Below are 18,461 nucleotides of genomic sequence, written 5' to 3'. Positions count from 1 at the left end.
AGCAGCAGCCCGCCGTGCATCGCCGCCTGATGGCTATCCTCGCCGCCGACATGGTCGGTTACAGCCGACTAGTGGAGCTCGATGAAGCGGGAACCCTGGCGCGACTCAAGACCCACCGGCTGGAACTCGTCGATCCGGCCATCACCAAGACCAACGGCCGGATCGTCAAGACGACGGGTGACGGCATGCTGGTCGAATTCGCCTCCGCCACCGACGCTGTGGAATGCGCGGTCGAGATCCAGCGTCGCATGGCGAGGCGCAATGCCGATGTCGAGCCGGAGAGGCAGATCCGTTTCCGCATCGGCATCAATCTCGGCGACGTGATCGTCGAGGATGGCGACGTGCTGGGTGACGGGGTCAACATCGCGGCGCGGCTGCAGACGATCGCCGATGCCGGCGGCATCGCCGTCAGCCAGGCGGTGCGGGATGAACTGGCGCACAAGCTCGATCTCACCTTCGAGGATCTGGGCGAGCAGCCGCTGAAGAACATCTCGCGGCCGCTCAGGGTCTACCGCGTCATGCTGGACGAGGCGCAGGCAACACCGGTCTCGGCACCCGCGCTCGGCGACGGCGGCGCGACCTCGATCGCCGTTCTGCCCTTCGCCAATATGAGCGGCGACCCCGACCAGGAGTTCTTCGCCGACGGACTGACCGAGGACATCATCACCGCGCTCTCGCGCTTCCGCGATCTGCTCGTCATCTCGCGCAACTCGACCTTCGTCTACAAGGGCAAGGCGGTCAACGTTCAGGACGTCGCCAAGGCGTTCGGCGTGCAGTATGTCGTCGAGGGCAGCGTGCGCAAGATCGCCAACCGGGTGCGCATCACCGTGCAGCTCATCGATGCGCGCACCGACCGGCATGTCTGGGCCGAACGCTACGACCGCGAACTCGCCGATATCTTCGCCATGCAGGACGAGGTCACCTCGTCGATCGTGGCGACACTTTCCGGCCGCGTCGAGGCGGCCGCGGTCGAGCGCGTGCAGCGCAGCCCGACCAGCAATATGCGCGCGTATGAATATGTGCTGACCGCCAAGGTTCTGCACCACCGCTCGACCGTCCAAGCCAATGCCGAGGCGCAGAGGATGATCGAAAAGGCCATCGAGCTCGATCCCAAGTATGCCCATGCGCATGCATGGCGCGGCTGCATCGTCGGTCAGTCATGGGTATACAACTGGTGTCCCGACCGCGACACCGCCTGGAACACCATCGTCGCCGAACTCGCAACCGCCCTGTCGCTCGACGATAATGACAGCGACGTGCATCGCATCCTGGCGGCCATCAGCCTCAGTCGCGGCGACCATGAGGCGGCGCGCTATCACCAGGAGCGCGCCCTCGCCCTCAATCCCAACAACGACCTGATCGTCGTGCAGCAGGGCGAGTATCTGACCTGGGTCGGAAAGCCCGAGGAAGGCGTCGAGTGGATCCACAAGGCAATGCGGCTCAATCCGCATCATCCGGAACGGTTTTGGAACCATCTGGGCCGCGCCTATTTCGTGGCCCGCAGATATCCGGAAGCGATCGAGTCGTTCCGGCACATCAGCAAGCCCGATCAGTTCCACCTTGCATTCCTCGCGGCGGCGGCCGCGATGGCGGGTGACCCGGCGGCGGCCGACTCGTACCGGCGGCAGGCGCTTGCCCTCGATGCGAGCTTGGCGGTGGAGGCCTATCTCGCGACCCTGCACTACAAACGCACGGAAGATGCGGCGCATCACCGCGAGGCGCTGATCCGCGCCGGCCTGCCGCAATGAATGTCGCCTAGCCAAGCGCCGCGTCGGAGACCAGCTTCAGCGAAATGAGCAACAAGGCGCCGATCACCAGGCGGTAGAAGAGCTCCTGCGGGACGATGCGGGTCAGCTTCACACCGGCGAAGGTGGCGGCGATGGCGAAGGGAAAAAGCACCGCGACGGTCTTGAGGTTGGCGAATGAGAGCTGGCCCAGCGCCCAATAGGGCACGAGTTTCGTCGCATTGACGACGGCGAAGAGGATTGTCGTGGTGCCGGCATAGATCATCTTGTCGAGGCGCTGCGGCAGGACATACATCTGATAGGGTGGCGCGCCGGCATGACTCACGAAGCTGGTGAAGCCGGAGACCGTGCCCCAGAAGATCCCGCGTGGAATATCGGCCCGATGTGGCGCCACCGCATGGCGGCCGCGCAGCCAGTAATTCAGGCAGAAGCTCAGACCGATCACGCCGACCAGCAAGGTCACCAGCCGGTCGGAGACCAGCGAAGCGGTAGCCCAGCCGATGGCGACGCCCAGCGCCGCCGCCGGAATGAGGATCATCAGATTGCGGCGGTCATATTCGCGCCGATAGACCCACAGGCCGAAGAGATCGGTCACCACGAAGATCGGCAATAGGAGACCCGCCGCATGAACGGGCGACGTCGCCAAGGCCAACACTGGCACGCCCAGCATGCCGACCACCGGCAAGCCGCCCTTGGACGCCCCGACCAGGACGGCGGCCAGCAAGGCCGCCGTATAGAAGTAGAGGCCGCCGTCGATCACGGGGATGAGTTAGCGCTGCAGCCGGGCGATCAGGCTCGACGTATCCCAGCGCTTGCCGCCCATCTTCTGCACATCGGCATAGAACTGGTCGATGAGCGCGGTAATCGGCAAGGCGGCGCCGTTATTGTTCGCCTCGGCGAGACAGATGCCGAGATCCTTACGCATCCAGTCGACGGCGAAGCCGAAATCAAATTTGCCGGCGATCATGGTCTTGTGCCGATTTTCCATCTGCCAGGAGCCGGCGGCCCCCTTCGAGATGACCTCGACCACGGCTTCCATGTCGAGTCCGGCCTTCATGCCGAAATTGATCGCCTCGGAAAGGCCCTGGACGAGGCCGGCGATGCAGATCTGGTTCACCATCTTGGCGAGTTGGCCCGAACCGGACGAACCCAGCAGCCGGCACATGCGTGAATAATGGGCGATCAGCGCCGCCGCCTTGTCGAAATCGCCCTGCTCGCCACCGCACATGACGGTCAGCACGCCATTCTCCGCGCCCGCCTGGCCGCCCGAGACAGGCGCGTCGACGAAGCCGATGCCCTTGGCCGAGGCGGCGGCATGAAGCTCGCGCGCGACATCGGCCGAGGCGGTGGTGTGATCGACGAAGATCGCGCCTTTCTTCATGGCCTGGAAGGCGCCTTCCGGGCCGATCGTCACCTGGCGCAGATCCTCGTCATTGCCGACGCAGGCGAAAACGAAATCGGCATTCCGGGCGGCTTCGGCCGGCGTCGGCGCCGTTCCGTCCTTGAATTGCGCCGCCCACTTGTCGGACTTGGCGGCGGTACGGTTATAGACGGTCAGCGGGACGCCGCCCTTGGTCTTGAGATGACCGGCCATCGGATAGCCCATGACGCCCAAGCCGATCCAGGCTGCTCTTTGGCTCATTCTTACACTCCATGTCGCGGGTTGACGCCTGAACGGCGGATAGAGGTGGTGGCGAGCGCCGATAGATAGGGCAAATACTGCCAAAGTTGAAGACTTTGGCGATAGGTATTTGCCCGGATTTCTATTGGCTCGATTCCTTTTGGGCGAAGTGATTCCACTTTGCCGGGAAGCGCGCTAGAAACGGGCGGCAAAGACAAACGAATAGTACTGATGGGGGATCGCGATGGCGGTGGCATTCAGGGATATCGAGAAAGCGCGGGCCGTCCTCGCCGGCAATGTAGTGCGCACGCCGCTCATCCGGGCCGGCAAGCTCTCCGACATGACCGGCGCCGATATCCATGTGAAATTCGAGAATCTGCAGGTCACCAGCTCGTTCAAGGACCGCGGCGCCTACAACAAGATGTCGAGCCTCACCGACGCCGAGAAGGCGCTGGGCGTCATCGCCATGTCCGCCGGCAATCACGCACAGGCGGTGGCCTATCACGCCAAGCGCCTCGGCATCCCGGCGACCATTGTGATGCCGGAGACAACGCCGTCGACCAAGGTTGAGCGCACGCGCGCCCATGGCGCCCATGTGATCCTCTCGGGCGAGACGCTAGCCGAGAGCCAGGTGACCGCCGAAGCGTTGGTCAAAGACAAGGGCTTCATCCTCATCCACCCCTACGATGACGACAAGGTCATCGCCGGCCAGGGCACGATCGCGATCGAGATGCTGGAGGACCAGCCGGATCTCGACTGCATCGTGGTACCGATCGGCGGCGGCGGCATCATTGGCGGCACCGCGATCGCGGCGAAGCACATCAAGCCGTCGATCGAGATGCTTGGCGTCGAGGTAAAGCTCTATCCCTCGATGTATCACGCGTTGCGCGGCCAGCCCGCGAAATGCGGCGGCTCGACGCTCGCCGAGGGCATCGCGGTCAAGAACGTCACCGAGCGGACCATCGCGATCGCCAAGCAATATGTCGACGACGTGCGGCTCGTCGGCGAGAGTGACATCGAGCGTGCCGTCATGGCCTATCTCACCCATCAGAAGACGTTGGCCGAGGGCGCCGGTGCCGCCGGGCTCGCCGCGGTGCTGGCGGATCCCGCTCATTTCCGCGGCCGCAAAGTGGGACTCATTCTGTGCGGCGGCAATATGGACCCGCGCATCCTCGCTTCGGTCATATTGCGCGAGCTTGAGCGCGAACACAGAATTGTGAACCTGCGCATCCAGATCGACGACCGGCCGGGCGTGCTCGGCCGCATCGCCACGCTGCTCGGCCACCTTGGCGCCAATATCCTCGAAGTGTCCCATCGGCGCATGTTTCTCGATGTGCCCGCCAAGGGCGCCGAGCTCGAAATCATGCTCGAAACGCGCGACGGTCCGCATGCCGATGAGATCGTGGCACGGATCGAGGCGGAAGGCTTCTCGACCCGGGTTCTAGATGCACCGGGAGGGCGCGAGACCGGCCGGCGGGGCTAAGCGCGCCTCGACAGTTTCAGACTTGTGCGGACCTGCGTGGGAGAGCAGACTTCCCGGGCGACTGCCTAACTGATTCAGAAATGAAGGGGTGAAATCATGGAAGGATTCGGCTGGTTCATGACGATCGTGCTCGGAGCCATCGCGGGATGGCTCGCCGAGAAGGTGATGAAATTCGACACGGGCCTCATCATGAATATCGTGCTCGGGATCGTCGGCGCTGTCCTCGGCAATGTCCTGTTACGCGCCCTGGGAATGACCTTCGCCGGATCCATCCCCGGCCAGCTCATCATTGCTGTAATCGGCGCCTGCATCCTCATCTACGTCTACCGCCTCATCAAATCGAGCCAAGCCTGATTTTCCTCTCCGGGGGGCCTAGCCGGGCACCCCCGGAGAGCCGTAACATGTCAAGCCTTGCTTCTGCCAAAAGCGGCGGCATGATAGGGGCATGACCACAAGTGCAGGACGGCCAGCGTGACGATCGAGCGGCGAAACTTTCCGCAGTTCTTCATAACCGCGCCGGCACCATGTCCATATCTGCCCGGTCGCATCGAGCGCAAGGTTTTCACCCACCTCATCGGCACCGAAGCGCGCCAGCTCAACACCCAGCTTTCGCAAGCCGGCTTCCGGCGCAGCCAGAACATCGCCTATAGGCCCGCCTGCGACGGCTGCTCGGCCTGTGTATCGGTGCGCGTCTGCGTCAAGGAGTTTGCGACCTCCCCCTCCTTCCGCAAGATCATCAAGGCGAATTCCGACCTGGCGGGCACTGTGAAGCCCGCGAAGGCGACGGCTGAACAATACTCCCTGTTCCGTGGCTATATCGACGAGCGCCATGCCGATGGCGGCATGGCCGACATGACGGCACTAGACTTCGCCGCCATGGTCGATGACAGCTTCGTCGACACCCGTATCGTCGAATACCGCTCGTCGAACGATATCGGCGAGGACGCGCTGGTGGCGTGCGTCATCACCGACGTCCTGAGCGACGGCCTGTCGATGATCTACAGCTTCTACGAGCCCGATCTCGCCCATCGCAGCCTCGGAACCTATATGATCCTCGACCACATCGAACGCACCAGGAAGTTGGGTCTGCCCTATCTCTATCTCGGCTACTGGGTATTGGGCTCGCGCAAGATGAGCTACAAGGCACGCTTTCTGCCGCAGGAACGGCTGACGATGGATGGGTGGGTCCGGCAGGCCTGAGATTTTGTGTACAATTTTTAGGAGTTTTTACTTCCCGTTACGATTTTAACCTGTAGACAGGTTACGCTAAGTGAGAGACACGGAAAGCGTATGGGACTGCCTTCTCCAACTCGCGGCGACGATCACCGCCGGGGCCTTTTTCTGACCGCCATCGGGGCGGTGCTGTTCACATTCGATGTCCCTCTGATCCGGCTCGCAGCATCCGACAAATGGACGTTGATGTTCGCCCGAGGTCTTCTACTCTTCCTCGCGATGACGGTTCTATGGATGGTCTTCCAGCGCGGCTGGCGGGGCAGTGTCTCCTATATCAGCGGCGTGGGCGGCATCATCGCGGCGGTCAGCAGCACCCTCGCCAATCTCATGTTCCTGGCCGCGGTCACGGAAACCACTGCGGCGAACCTGGTCTTTATCATCGCCCTCAATCCGGTGATTTGCGCCTTCCTCGCCTGGATGATCCTTAAGGAACGCGTGGCCTGGCAAACCTGGCTGGCTATCCTCATGGCGCTGCTTGGGGTCGCTATCATCGTCTGGAGCGGGCAGTCGGTGGGCACCACCACTGGTGACCTCCTCGCCCTCGGGGTCGCCACCTGCATGGCCATCACTCTGACTGCGGCGCGCTGGAGCGGCAAGAACATCATGACGAGCCTCGCCATCGGGGCGCTGGCTTCCGCCTGCATCGCGGCATTCTGGGCCGAGCCCGCCACGCTTCCGCCGGTGAGCTGGGGCTGGCTTGCCATCAATGCACTTGTGATCGTGCCGGTGGCCATGGCGTTGCTCGCCATCGGACCGCGCTACCTTCCGGCCCCCGAAGTGGCCATGTTCTTCCTGCTGGAGCTGATCCTCACGCCTCTCTGGATGTGGTTCATCTTTGGGGAAAGTCCGACCAGGGAGGCCTTCATCGGCGGAACGATTATCTTCCTGACGCTTCTCTGCCACAGCGTCTGGCGGCTGGCCACGGGTGGGCGCACGCGTCCTCTGCGAACCGAGACGGCCACGCCGTAATAACGTCGGATTTTACCAAAATTTTCATGACTCCTTGCGCCGATTCCTTAATCGGCCCGATATAGCTGCGTCATAAAAGGGGAATCATGACAAGCTTCCTGACCGATCCGCTCGGGGCCGCCCGTGTCGTCGTCCATATGCTGGACAAGGCGAAGGAATTTGGCCTGACGATAACCTGCTCATCGGATTTCGACGAGTTCATCGAGGTCAGGCAGAGCAAGCGCGGCAGCGCGGTCTCGCCGATGTTCGATCCCACCATTACCCAGCTCGACAATTCGCGCGCCTTCTGGATGATGGCCAAGCTCAACGACGCGGACGTCGTGTCGCTGCAGGCCTTCCGGCTCGACATCGTCCATACCAACCTCGCCGAATGGGCCCTTGGTTGGATGGCCGGGCTCTACATCAAGCGGCAGGAGCTGGTGATGCCGTCCTGCATCGAGCCGCCGGATCACTCGCGCTCGCGAATGCTCAAGGGCAGCCTCGTCTATCATGGCGAAGCCTGGATCGACAACAAAGCCATGAAGAAGCGCGAATGGTTCGATCACTTCCTAAGGCTCGGCATGCTGATCGCCCTGGTCAAATGGCACCCAGACGCGGTGTGGGCGCTGACCAGCAAAGCCTTCGTCAACCACGGGCACGCGGCACGCGGCGGCTATGCGTTGCAGGAACGCGGCTTCCTCAAGTGGCATGACGAATGGCAGCCGGCCGGCGCCGAACCCACTGAGTGGCTCATGCTCGCAGAGCGCACCCATCTCGAATTCATGATCGCCGAGGAAGCGTCTAAATTACCTTGATGTCGACCGGGCCGACCTTGGAGACGACGACCACTCCTTTGCGGTTGCCATCGAAGCGGTGCGGAAGGATGACGCGCTGATAGGGACACCAGAAGATGGTGGAATCGGGCGCCGACATCGCCGCGATGATATGGTCGTAATGCGGCCGGTCGGTGAGCACGACCTTGCGGTAGGCGGCACTCACCACTTGGTCATAGGAGTGGCCGGTGAGGCAGGGGAAGGAGACCGGATTCATCCCCCAGAGCCGGGCGATCTCGGACTTCTGCCCTACCCGATCGACGCTGAACTTGCCCGACGTCTCATCGAGGATGCAATCGACGGCGAATTTCGGATTGACGGCGCCGTCGTCGAAGGCCGTCTTGAGAAGATCCGGGATATTGGCGCGGTGCGGATCGGCCTCGGTCACGAATGTGTGCCGGGTCAGGTGGATGTCGCTCTTGCCGATGATAATGTCGATGCGGTTACGCGCCGCGTTCACATCGTTGTACTTCTCGTCGAACCAGCCCGAGAGATAGTAACGCAGGTTGTATGGGCCGGGATAGGTGTGCAGCCACTCCATGGTGAAGTAAAGAGAGGCCCAATTGGGCGCGAAGACCGACCATTCGATCTTGGTGCCGCGCGCGGAGCTTTCGATCTTCACGAAGCCTTGCCGATCGAGCAGATCGAACGCCGGCGTTTGTGCATGCGTGAGCGTCTCCTGCGCGGCCAAAGGCTGACCCCGGTAGATCCAGGAAACTTCCGTCTCTGTCGTCGCACTGTTCATGCGCATGCGGCGGCTACTCCAAATCCTTTCCGCGCCTTCTCCACTATGGCTTATAGCTGTAGTAAATACCTACGTCTTTCAAGGAACGGATTGAATTTTCCATTAATGAAGAGACATTGAGAAAATCTTAACCAAACTTATTGGCCTTAGGGAAGCCCTTTGGTGGCAGCCGGCCGGCCTGCGCCCGTTCTCCCACCCATTCCTTCAAATCCGTGACATTAAAATTACGGCCAGACGAATCGACCCAGGATAGCCCTTCCTTCAGCTTGAAACCGACGGCATCGGACAGCCCGCCGTCCTTGTACTTCTGCAGCCTGACGCCCTTTCCTCTTGTCATTTCAGGGACTTCCGCGCGTTTGAAGATAAGTAGCTTGCGGTTGTCGCCGACTGTAGCGATGTGGTCGGCCGTATCCTCGATGAACCGGCAGACCTGCGCCTCTACTGGCATCTTCACATTCATGACCTGCTTGCCCTTGCGGGTATTGGCCAGACACTCGTCTTCCGGCACGATGAAGCCAGATCCGTCCGTTGCCGCGAGCAAGAGCTTGCGGCTCGGACTATGCACAAAGAGTGCCACGATCGTATCCGTCGCCTCGAGATCGGCCATCAGGCGCACCGGCTCACCATGTCCGCGCCCTCCCGGCAGCTTCGCCGCATCGAGGGTGAAGAACTTTCCGGAGGAGCTGAAGAGCATGATGCTGTCCGTCGTTTCCGCCTTGACGACGAATTTGCCGGTATCCCCCTCCTTGTAGACGAGGCTCGATGCGTCCTCTAGATGGCCCTTCATGGCCCGGATCCAGCCCTTGTCGGAGCAGACGACAGTAACGGGTTCCTTCTCGATCATCGCCTGTTCGAGATCGAGATCGATCTCGGGCGCTTGCGCGAAATCCGTACGGCGTTTGCCGAGTTCGGTCTTCTTGCCGTACTTCTCCTTTGTCTCCTTGATCTCGCCCGCGATGCTCTCCCATTGCGCGTCCTCGGATTTGACGAGCCTCTTCAGACCCGCCTCCTCTTTCTTGAGGGCGTCGTTCTCGCGTCGGATCTCCATTTCCTCGAGCTTGCGCAGGGCGCGCAAGCGCATATTGAGGATGGCTTCCGCTTGCGTGTCGGTGAGCTTGAAGCGCGTCATCAGCGCGGGCTTCGGCTCATCCTCGGTGCGGATGATGTGAATCACCTCGTCGAGATTGAGATAGGCTATGAGATAGCCGCCCAGTATCTCGAGGCGGCGGGCGATCTCGGCGAGCCGGAAATTCGAACGCCGGACGAGCACGTCCTTGCGGTGGTCGAGCCATTCGCGCAGCAACGTCGCGCAGCGACATCACCATTGGCACGCGGCCGTGCGAAAGCACGTTCATATTGAGCGGGATACGCGCTTCAAGCTCAGTATTGCGGAATAGCTGCTCCATCAGGAGCTGCGGATCGACGGTGCGGCTCTTCGGCTCGAACACGATCCGAATGTCCTCGGCCGATTCATCGCGCAGATCCGCCAGCAGCGGCAGCTTCTTCGCCCCGATCAGCTCGGCGATGCGCTCAATGAGGCGGCCCTTCTGCACCTGATAGGGAATTTCGGTGACGACGATCTGCCAGGCGCCGCGGCCGAGATCCTCCTGGGTCCAGCGTGCCCGCACGCGGAAGCCACCGCGCCCGGTCTTGTAGGCTTCCAGGATGGTGCCGCCGTCATCTACGATGATCCCGCCAGTCGGGAAATCCGGCCCCGGCACGAACTTCACCAGCTTGTCGACGGTGGCGTTCGGGAATTTGATGAGGTGGAGCGCCGCATCGCAGAGCTCGGCGGCATTATGCGGCGGGATCGAGGTCGCCATGCCGACGGCGATGCCGGAGGAGCCATTGGCGAGAAGATTGGGAAACGCGCCCGGCAGCACGATCGGCTCGCGGTCCTCGCCATTATAGGTGTCTCGGAAATCGACCGTGTCCTCGTCGATCCCCTCGAGCAGCGCCATGGCGACCTCGGTGAGGCGCGCCTCGGTGTAACGATAGGCAGCGGCATTGTCGCCGTCGATATTGCCGAAATTGCCCTGCCCCTCGATAAGCGGATAGCGTACCGCGAAATCCTGGGCGAGGCGCACCAGCGCGTCGTAGACGGCCTGATCGCCGTGCGGATGGTATTTGCCGATGACGTCGCCCACGACGCGGGCACATTTCTTGAAGCCCGAGGCCGGGTCGAGCTTGAGGAGACGCATGGCATAAAGCAGACGCCGGTGCACCGGCTTCAGGCCGTCACGTACATCAGGCAGTGCCCGGTGCATGATGGTCGAAAGCGCATAGGCCAGATAGCGCTCTTCCAGCGCGTCGCGCAGAGTGATGGCTTCGATGTCTTTCGGGCCTTGCGGCGGAGGGGCGTGTTTGCTCATGATTCGGTCAGTATAGCAGAGGGGAAATGGCGGGATTCAGTCCTGGTTGTGGACTTCACAAACGATGTACCAGCACGCGACAGATCGGCTTTTTGCCCCATTCGGCATCGGCGGCGCGGCGGATGGCGACGCGCAAGGTTTCGGCCACCGTCTCATCGCTTGCCCGGCGCGACCGCGGCATGCTGTCGAAGGCCTCGTCCGCGGCGTCACGCAAGCGCTCCTCGAGACCGGATGGAAGCCCGTCGGCGATGATCTCGATATCGGTGACGAGCGAGCCCTTGTGGTCAATCACCAGGCTTGCCACCACGATGCCGACAAAGGAGAGCTTGCGGCGGTATTTCGCCGGGCCCTCGATCGCCGGCACGATGAGCTTGCCGTCGACATGAAGACGGCCTGACGGCGCCTCGTCGACGATCTGGACCGGTCCCGGGCAGAGGCGGACGATATCGCCATTCTCGGCCATTACCGTCTCCTCGATGCCCGCGTCCTCGGCCAGTTCCATGTGGCGCAGCAAATGACGCGCCTCGCCATGCATTGGGATCACGGCGCGCGGGTTGAGCCAGCCATAGAGGAGCTTCAATTCATCCTGGCGCGGATGACCCGACGTGTGAACGAGCGCATCGTCCGAGGTGATGACGTCGACGCCGAGGCGGGCAAGGTTGTTGTGAACCGCGCTCACCGCCTTCTCGTTGCCGGGGATAGTCTTGGAGGAGAAGACGACGAGATCGCCATCGTCCAGCGCGATGGCAGGATGGATGTCCTCAGCGATGCGGGCGATGGCGGCACGCGGCTCGCCCTGGCTGCCGGTGCATAGCAGCATGATCTTGTCGGGCGGCAGATAGCCGAAGGCCTCCTCCTCCAGGAAGGAGCCGGCGTCACGCAGATAACCACAGGCGCGCGCCGCCTCGATGGTCTGGCGCATGGCGCGCCCAGCAATGACGACCTCGCGGCCAGCCTTGCGCGCCGCCGCCACGGCGGACGAGATACGCTCGACATGCGAGGCGAAGGTGGTGACGGCGATACGATTCTTCGCTTCGGATACGATGCGGTCGAGATTAGCGGCCACCTCGGCCTCGGAAACGGAGAAACCCTCGCGGAAAACGTTGGTCGAATCGCAGACAAGGGCGTCGACACCCAATTCGCCGATCTCGCGGAAGCGCTTCTCGTCGAAGCCGCCGCCCATCATCGGCGTGCGATCGATCTTCCAATCGCCCGAATGAAGCACCCGGCCCTGCTTCGTCTCGATGAAAAGCGCCGTGGGCTCCGGGATGGAATGGGTGACGCTGACGAGCTCGACCGTGAAGGATCCCACGTCGAAACGCGATCCCACGGGCTTGACGTGCACCGGCACCCGTTCATCGATGCCGCGTTCCTTGAGCTTGCCGGCCAGGATCTCGGCGGCGAAGGGCGTGCAATAGACGGGACAATTGAGCTGCGGCCATAGCCAGGCAACTGCACCCAGATGGTCCTCATGGGCATGGGTCAGCACCAGGCCGGACAAGCGGCGGCGCTCCCCGACGATATGGCCGAGGTCGGGCAGGACTATATCGATGCCGGGCTCTGACTCATCGCCGAACTTGACGCCGAGATCGACCATCAGCCATTCGCGGTCGTGGGCCGGGCCCACGCCATAACAATAGCAGTTCATGCCGATCTCGCCGACACCGCCTAAAGGCAGCAGCACGAGATCGTTGCTGTGGTCGAATTTCTTCTTGGCGTTCATGCGCGCCTCACCTGCACTTCGCCGGAGTGGATGGACTTCCTGCTGCCATCCGTAAGCCTCAGGATCATAGCGCCGTCGTCCCCCAGATCCTCGAACCGGCCGCGGAGTTCGCCGTGATTGACCGTGGCGGAGAATTCCTCGCCGAGGCCCGCCGCGTCCTTGCGCCAGTTGGCGCGGATCTCGGCAAAGCCCTGGCCCTCTTTCCAGACCGAAAGCCACTGGGACAGCGCATCGTCCAGCAGGTCCAGGGCCTTGCGAGGCGTCGCATGGGCGCCATGGCGCGCGAGCGCCGTCACCGGATAGGGCGTCCCTTGCGGCGCGTGGGCGAGGTTGAGCCCCATGCCGAGCGCCACGATGATACGGCCGTCATTCGACTGGGCAACGGTCTCCGCCAGAATGCCGGCGAATTTGGCTCCCCCCACTTGCACGTCATTCGGCCATTTGATTGTGACGGGCGGCGCCTTCTTCGGCAACAGCGCCAGTGCCGTATCACGAATGGCCAGGGCCGCCACGAAGCCGATCTGACTCGCGGTCAATGCTGAGCCCTGAAGGGCTAGGACGAAAGTCGAATAGAGATTGCCGGGCTCGGACACCCAATGGCGCCCGAGACGACCGCGACCCTGTGACTGGAGGTCGGCGACGATCCACAACGGACCACACTCCCCGTCCTTGGCCAGACGGTGCGCTTCCGCATTTGTCGAGTCGATCGCTTCGAAATGGAGGAGGCGCGCCGCCAAACCCATCAGAACAGGGACGCCGCCGCCGCTTCGGCGAGGGCGCTCAACGGTTGCGGGAGGAACACGAACAACATGACGAAGAGTCCGGCCAGCACCAGAACCGCCTTGACCTCGGTCACCATCGGCTCGAAGCGCTCCACCGGCTCGTCGAAATACATGATCTTGATGATCCGGATATAATAGACCGCCCCCACCACGCTCGCCAACACGCCGATGATCGCGAGCGCAATGAGGTTCGCCTTGATCGCCGCCATGAAGATGAAATACTTGGCGAAGAAGCCCGCGAGCGGCGGAATGCCGGCGAGCGAGAACATGAAGACGGCGAGGAAGAAGGCGTGGAGCCCGTTGGTGCGGGCAAGCCCGGCGAGGTCGCTGATATTCTCGACCTGGCCCTCCTTGCGGCGCATCGCCAGGATACAGGCGAAGGTGCCGAGCGTCATGATCAGATAGATCGTCATATAGATGACGACGCTCTGAACGCCCTGCGGGCTGCCGGCCGCCAGGCCGATCAGCGCATAGCCCATGTGGCCGATCGAGGAATAGGCGATCAGCCGCTTGATGTTGGTCTGGCCGATGGCGGCGAAGGCGCCGAGCAGCATCGAGGCAATGGAGATGAAGACAAGGATCTGCTGCCAGTCGGGGAAAATCGACGGGAACGGCGCCAGCATCGCGCGCACGAAGAGCGCCATGGCGGCAATCTTGGGGGCGGCGGCGAAGAAAGCGGCCACCGGCGTGGGAGCGCCCTCATAGACGTCGGGCGTCCACATATGGAAGGGAACGGCCGAAATCTTGAAGGCGAGGCCCGCGATAAGGAAGACCAGGCCGAAGATCAGGCCGAGGCCAGGCTCGCCCGCTTTCACCGCCTGCGCGATCTCCGGGAAGCTGACATGGCCGGTGAAGCCGTAGATCAGCGACGCGCCATAGAGCAGCATGCCGGAGGACAAGGCGCCGAGGACGAAATATTTGAGGCCGGCCTCGGAGGATTTGGCTTTGTCGCGGTCGATGGCCGCCACGACATAGAGGGCGAGCGACTGCAATTCGAGGCCCATATAGAGAGCGATCAGGCTGTTGGCCGAGATCATGATCATCATGCCCGCGGTGGCAAGCAGAATGAGTATCGGATATTCGAAGCGCTCTATCTTCTCGGCCTTCATGAAATTGACCGAAAGCACGATGGCGACCGCCGAGCCGAACAGGGTCAGCACTTTCATGAAGCGGGCGAAGGTGTCGATGACGAGAGCGCCGCCAAAGGCCTCCTGGCGCCCGCCTGCCCCGCTTAGCACCAGCGCCACGGTGATGCCGAGCACGATGATGGCGGCGATATTGACGAAATCGGCCGCCTTGTCGCGGAAGACGCCGAACATGAGAAGCGCCATGGCGGCGACGGCCAGGAAGATCTCCGGCAGTGCGGCGGCGCCTTGGATGTGATCGAGAAGTGACATCATGGTTTAAAGTCCCGCTGCCGAGATTGCGCCCGCCGCGGCAAGCGATTTCTGGACGCCCGCCATCAGGCTTTCGACCGAGGCACCGAAGACATCGAGAAGGGGTGATGGATAGACGCCGAAGAAGATGGTGAGCAGGATCAAGGGCACGAGCGCCGCCGCCTCTCGCGGTGTCATGTCGGTGATATGCCTGAGGCTCGCCTTCTCCAGCTTCCCGAAGACGACACGGCGATAGAGCCAGAGGGCGTAGCCTGCCGACAGAATGACGCCGGTGGCGGCGAGGAAGGCGACCCAGGTATTGTTCTGGAAGGCACCCATCAGGGTCAGGAACTCGCCGACGAAGCCCGATGTGCCCGGCAGGCCGACATTGGCCATGGTGAAGACCATGAAGGTCAGCGCATAGAGCGGCATGCGGTTGACGAGACCGCCATAGGCGGTGATCTCGCGCGTATGCATACGGTCATAGACGACGCCGACGCAGAGGAACAAGGCGCCCGACACGATGCCGTGCGAGATCATCTGGAACAGCGCCCCGTCGATCCCCTGCCGCGTGAGCGTGAAGATGCCCATCGTGACGAAGCCCATATGGGCGACGGACGAATAGGCGATCAGCTTCTTCATGTCATCCTGCATCATCGCGACGAGCGAGGTGTAGACGATGGCGACGACCGAAAGCGTGAACACCAGCGGCGCGAAGAGATCCGAGGCGATCGGGAACATCGGCACCGAGAAACGCAGGAAGCCGTAGCCGCCCATCTTCAGCAGGATCGCCGCCAGGATGACCGATCCCGCCGTCGGCGCTTCGACATGCGCGTCCGGCAGCCAGGTATGGACCGGCCACATCGGCATCTTCACCGCGAAAGAGGCGAAGAAGGCGAGCCACAGCCAGGTCTGCATATCGGCCGGGAAAGCCGGGTTCTTGTAGAGAACCGCAATATCGGTCGTGCCCGAGTACCAGTACATGGCGATGATGGCGAGCAGCATCAGCACCGAGCCCAGGAGCGTGTAGAGGAAGAACTTGAAGCTCGCATAGACGCGGCGCGGACCGCCCCATACACCGATGATGAGGAACATCGGAATGAGGCCGCCTTCGAAGAAGAGGTAGAAGAGCACGAGATCGAGAGCGCAGAAGACGCCGATCATCAGGGTCTCGAGCACCAGGAAGGCGATAAGATATTCGCGCACGCGCCTGTCGACCTGCCAGCTCGCCAGGATGCAGATCGGCATCAGGAAGGCGGTCAGGATGATGAACAGCATCGAAATGCCGTCGACACCCATCTGATAGGAGGCGGTTCCGCCCAGCCAGGAAAGTTTCTCGACAAACTGGAAGTCCGGATTGGCCGGATCGAAATAGTACCAAATGAGCAGCGACAGGACGAAGGTGACGATCGTCGTCCACAATGCGGCCCAGCGCATGTTGCGCAGGGCGACCTCGTCATTGCCGCGGATGGCAAGCACGAAGGCGGCGCCGACAAGCGGCAGGAAAGTGACGACGGAGAGGATCGGCCAGCCGGACATCAATGGGCGCTCCCAAACATGAACCATGTCACGAGGGCGGCGACACCAATCAGCATGGCGAAAGCATAGTGGAACAGGTAGCCGGTTTGCAGCCGGACAACTCTCTGGGTGACATCGACGACCCGGGCCGAAACGCCGTCGGGACCGAAACCGTCGATCAGCCAGCCGTCACCGCGCTTCCACAGGAAGCGTCCAAGCCACTTGGCCGGATTGACGAAGATGAAGTCGTAGATCTCGTCGAAATACCACTTATTGAGCAGGAACTGGTAGAGCGGCCAGTGCTGCCGGGCGAGTTTGCCCGGAATGTCGGTGCGGCGGATGTAGAACTGGTAGGCGAGCGCGAAGCCGAGCACCATCGCCACGAAGGGCGACCACTTCACCCAGGCCGGCACTGCGTGCATTTCCTCGATGATCTTGTTCTCGGGACCGCGGAAGATCGAGCTTGCCCAGAACTGCACCTCGTCATGGCCGATGAAGTACGGCGCGAAGACGATACCGGCGAGAAGCGCGCCTACCGCGAGGAGATAAAGCGGCACCAGCATGACCTGGGGCGACTCGTGGATGTGGCTCATGACCTCGGCGGAGGCGCGCGGCTTGCCATGGAAGGTCATGAACATCAGGCGCCAGGAATAGAAAGAGGTGCAGAAGGCGGCGATGACCAGCAGCACGAAGGCGACCTGTCCAGCGGCCGCATGCGAGACGAAAGCCGACTCGATGACTGCATCCTTGGAGAAGTAGCCGGCCGTGTAGGGGAAGCCGGTGAGCGCCAGGGTGCCGATCAGCATCATCACCCAGGTGGCGCGGATATGGGGCGCGAGTCCGCCCATCTTGCGGATATCCTGCTCGTTCGACATCGCGTGGATGACGGAACCCGAGCCTAGGAACAACAGCGCCTTGAAGAAGGCATGGGTGAAGAGGTGGAAGATGCCCACGCCATAGGCCCCTACCCCCATCGCCACGAACATGTAGCCGAGCTGCGAGCAGGTCGAATAGGCGATGACGCGCTTGATGTCGTTCTGGACGAGGCCGACGGTGGCGGCGAAGAATGCGGTCACGGCGCCGATGACGATCACAACCTCGCGCGCATGGGGCGCCAACTCAAACAAAGGCGACATGCGCGCGACCAGGAAGACGCCGGCAGTCACCATGGTGGCGGCATGAATGAGGGCCGAGACCGGAGTCGGGCCTTCCATGGCGTCGGGAAGCCAGGTGTGCAGCAGGAACTGCGCCGACTTGCCCATGGCACCCATGAACAGCAGAAGGCAAATGACGGTGAGCGCGTCGACCTGCCAACTGAGGAACTGCATGGTCTTGCCGACCTGGGCCTGGGCGCCGGAGAAGATGGTGTCGAGTTCGATCGAGCCGAAAATGACGAAGACCGCCAGAATCCCGAGAATGAAGCCGAAGTCGCCGACGCGGTTGACGATGAAGGCCTTGATCGCCGCCGCGTTGGCGGAGGGCTTCTGATACCAGAAGCCGATCAGCAGGTAGGAAGCGAGGCCCACGCCTTCCCAGCCGAAGAACATCTGCAGCAGGTTGTCGGAGGTCACCAGCATCAGCATCGCGAAGGTGAAGAGCGACAAATAGGCGAAGAAGCGCGGCTGATACGGATCGTGACTCATATAGCCGATCGAATAGATGTGGACGAGCGCCGAGACGGTGTTCACCACAACCAGCATCACCGCCGTCAGCGTGTCGATGCGGAACGCCCAGTCGGCGTTGAGGGCGCCTGAGCTCACCCAGCGCAGCACCTCGACCTTGATCGGGGTTCCCTCATGCATGAACTGCCAGAAGGCGACCCAGGACAGCACAGCCGAGACGACCAGGAGACCGGATGTCAGATAGGCGGCCCAGGGCGTCGGATAGGCGTGATGGCCGTGGTCGTCGTCATGGCCGTGATCGTCATGGTGATCGCCGCCATGCGACGCATGGCCATGCGCGTCGCCATGGCCGTGGCCGGAGTCGATCGTCTTTCCCATCATGCGGAAGGCATTGGTGCCGAGAAGGCCCGCCACGAGGGCGCCGATCAGGGGGAGGAATACAATGAGCTGATACATGATG

14 protein-coding genes and 1 pseudogene are annotated in these 18,461 nt (G+C 62.3%); 6 read left to right on the top strand and 9 right to left on the bottom strand.

Annotated features, from left to right (window positions below; genetic code table 11):
- Positions 1–14 precede the first annotated feature (14 nt).
- Positions 15–1,748, top strand: a complete 1,734-nt coding sequence (locus tag G5V57_RS25990; protein WP_165174265.1) for an adenylate/guanylate cyclase domain-containing protein — start codon at positions 15–17, stop codon at positions 1,746–1,748.
- Between the two features lie 7 nt (positions 1,749–1,755).
- Here G5V57_RS25990 and G5V57_RS25985 read toward each other — a convergent pair whose 3' ends face one another.
- Together G5V57_RS25985 and G5V57_RS25980 are read right to left on the bottom strand one after the other, a co-directional pair.
- The gene (locus G5V57_RS25985) at positions 1,756–2,505 is read right to left on the bottom strand and encodes a sulfite exporter TauE/SafE family protein (RefSeq protein WP_165170820.1); all 750 of its coding nucleotides are present in this window, start codon (positions 2,503–2,505) and stop codon (positions 1,756–1,758) included.
- Positions 2,506–2,514: 9 nt separating this feature from the next.
- Positions 2,515–3,387 (bottom strand): NAD(P)-dependent oxidoreductase, encoded by an 873-nt coding sequence (locus G5V57_RS25980; RefSeq protein ID WP_165170797.1) that lies wholly within the window; start codon positions 3,385–3,387, stop codon positions 2,515–2,517.
- Between the two features lie 223 nt (positions 3,388–3,610).
- On the opposite strand from G5V57_RS25980, the gene G5V57_RS25975 reads away from it, so the two are divergent.
- The 5 genes from G5V57_RS25975 (at position 3,611) to G5V57_RS25955 (ending at position 7,845) form a co-directional block, all read left to right on the top strand.
- Complete coding sequence (locus G5V57_RS25975; protein ID WP_165170795.1) at positions 3,611–4,849, top strand: threonine ammonia-lyase; 1,239 nt, start codon at positions 3,611–3,613, stop codon at positions 4,847–4,849.
- Between the two features lie 96 nt (positions 4,850–4,945).
- Positions 4,946–5,203: a GlsB/YeaQ/YmgE family stress response membrane protein gene (locus G5V57_RS25970; protein WP_165170793.1), complete on the top strand. Its 258-nt coding sequence runs from the start codon at positions 4,946–4,948 to the stop codon at positions 5,201–5,203.
- 117 nt (positions 5,204–5,320) lie between these two features.
- Entirely contained in the window at positions 5,321–6,049 is a 729-nt protein-coding gene (locus tag G5V57_RS25965; protein WP_165170791.1) for an arginyltransferase, read from the top strand.
- Positions 6,050–6,139: 90 nt separating this feature from the next.
- Positions 6,140–7,051 (top strand): DMT family transporter, encoded by a 912-nt coding sequence (locus G5V57_RS25960; protein ID WP_165170789.1) that lies wholly within the window; start codon positions 6,140–6,142, stop codon positions 7,049–7,051.
- Between the two features lie 86 nt (positions 7,052–7,137).
- Complete coding sequence (locus tag G5V57_RS25955) at positions 7,138–7,845, top strand: hypothetical protein (protein WP_165170787.1); 708 nt, start codon at positions 7,138–7,140, stop codon at positions 7,843–7,845.
- Here G5V57_RS25955 and G5V57_RS25950 read toward each other — a convergent pair.
- The 7 genes and pseudogenes from G5V57_RS25950 to nuoL all read right to left on the bottom strand — a co-directional run bounded on the left by G5V57_RS25950 (position 7,832) and on the right by nuoL (position 18,457).
- Positions 7,832–8,614 (bottom strand): hypothetical protein, encoded by a 783-nt coding sequence (locus G5V57_RS25950; RefSeq protein WP_165170785.1) that lies wholly within the window; start codon positions 8,612–8,614, stop codon positions 7,832–7,834. The two genes, G5V57_RS25955 and G5V57_RS25950, sit on opposite strands and share 14 nt — an antisense overlap.
- Positions 8,615–8,735: 121 nt before the next feature.
- Positions 8,736–10,980: pseudogene (gene parC, locus G5V57_RS25945) on the bottom strand (DNA topoisomerase IV subunit A).
- A gap of 55 nt (positions 10,981–11,035) precedes the next feature.
- Positions 11,036–12,703, bottom strand: coding sequence for a ribonuclease J (locus G5V57_RS25940; protein WP_165170783.1), 1,668 nt, complete (start codon positions 12,701–12,703; stop codon positions 11,036–11,038).
- Positions 12,700–13,446: a biotin--[acetyl-CoA-carboxylase] ligase gene (locus G5V57_RS25935; protein ID WP_165170781.1), complete on the bottom strand. Its 747-nt coding sequence runs from the start codon at positions 13,444–13,446 to the stop codon at positions 12,700–12,702. Before G5V57_RS25935 ends, G5V57_RS25940 begins: the two co-directional genes overlap by 4 nt.
- Positions 13,446–14,882, bottom strand: a complete 1,437-nt coding sequence (gene nuoN / locus G5V57_RS25930; protein ID WP_165174264.1) for an NADH-quinone oxidoreductase subunit NuoN — start codon at positions 14,880–14,882, stop codon at positions 13,446–13,448. Before nuoN ends, G5V57_RS25935 begins: the two co-directional genes overlap by 1 nt.
- A gap of 6 nt (positions 14,883–14,888) precedes the next feature.
- Positions 14,889–16,400: an NADH-quinone oxidoreductase subunit M gene (locus tag G5V57_RS25925; RefSeq protein WP_165170779.1), complete on the bottom strand. Its 1,512-nt coding sequence runs from the start codon at positions 16,398–16,400 to the stop codon at positions 14,889–14,891.
- Positions 16,400–18,457, bottom strand: coding sequence for an NADH-quinone oxidoreductase subunit L (gene nuoL, locus G5V57_RS25920; protein WP_165170777.1), 2,058 nt, complete (start codon positions 18,455–18,457; stop codon positions 16,400–16,402). The genes G5V57_RS25925 and nuoL overlap by 1 nt, the downstream gene beginning before the upstream one ends.
- Between the last annotated feature and the right edge of the window lie 4 nt (positions 18,458–18,461).

It is taken from the genome of Nordella sp. HKS 07, from assembly GCF_011046735.1.
Classification (GTDB): domain Bacteria; phylum Pseudomonadota; class Alphaproteobacteria; order Rhizobiales; family Aestuariivirgaceae; genus Taklimakanibacter.
The sequence above is the reverse complement of the archived record's forward strand: the minus strand, read 5'-3'. Positions and strand labels throughout refer to the sequence as shown.

Coding starts and splice junctions, on each gene's coding strand:
- nuoN (WP_165174264.1), bottom strand. CDS start 14,882: ATGTCACTTCTCGATCACATCCAAGGCGCCGCCGCACTGCCGGAGATC.
- G5V57_RS25970 (WP_165170793.1), top strand. CDS start 4,946: ATGGAAGGATTCGGCTGGTTCATGACGATCGTGCTCGGAGCCATCGCG.
- G5V57_RS25925 (WP_165170779.1), bottom strand. CDS start 16,400: ATGTCCGGCTGGCCGATCCTCTCCGTCGTCACTTTCCTGCCGCTTGTC.
- G5V57_RS25950 (WP_165170785.1), bottom strand. CDS start 8,614: ATGCGCATGAACAGTGCGACGACAGAGACGGAAGTTTCCTGGATCTAC.
- G5V57_RS25975 (WP_165170795.1), top strand. CDS start 3,611: ATGGCGGTGGCATTCAGGGATATCGAGAAAGCGCGGGCCGTCCTCGCC.
- nuoL (WP_165170777.1), bottom strand. CDS start 18,457: ATGTATCAGCTCATTGTATTCCTCCCCCTGATCGGCGCCCTCGTGGCG.
- G5V57_RS25980 (WP_165170797.1), bottom strand. CDS start 3,387: ATGAGCCAAAGAGCAGCCTGGATCGGCTTGGGCGTCATGGGCTATCCG.
- G5V57_RS25935 (WP_165170781.1), bottom strand. CDS start 13,446: ATGGGTTTGGCGGCGCGCCTCCTCCATTTCGAAGCGATCGACTCGACA.
- G5V57_RS25955 (WP_165170787.1), top strand. CDS start 7,138: ATGACAAGCTTCCTGACCGATCCGCTCGGGGCCGCCCGTGTCGTCGTC.
- G5V57_RS25940 (WP_165170783.1), bottom strand. CDS start 12,703: ATGAACGCCAAGAAGAAATTCGACCACAGCAACGATCTCGTGCTGCTG.
- G5V57_RS25960 (WP_165170789.1), top strand. CDS start 6,140: ATGGGACTGCCTTCTCCAACTCGCGGCGACGATCACCGCCGGGGCCTT.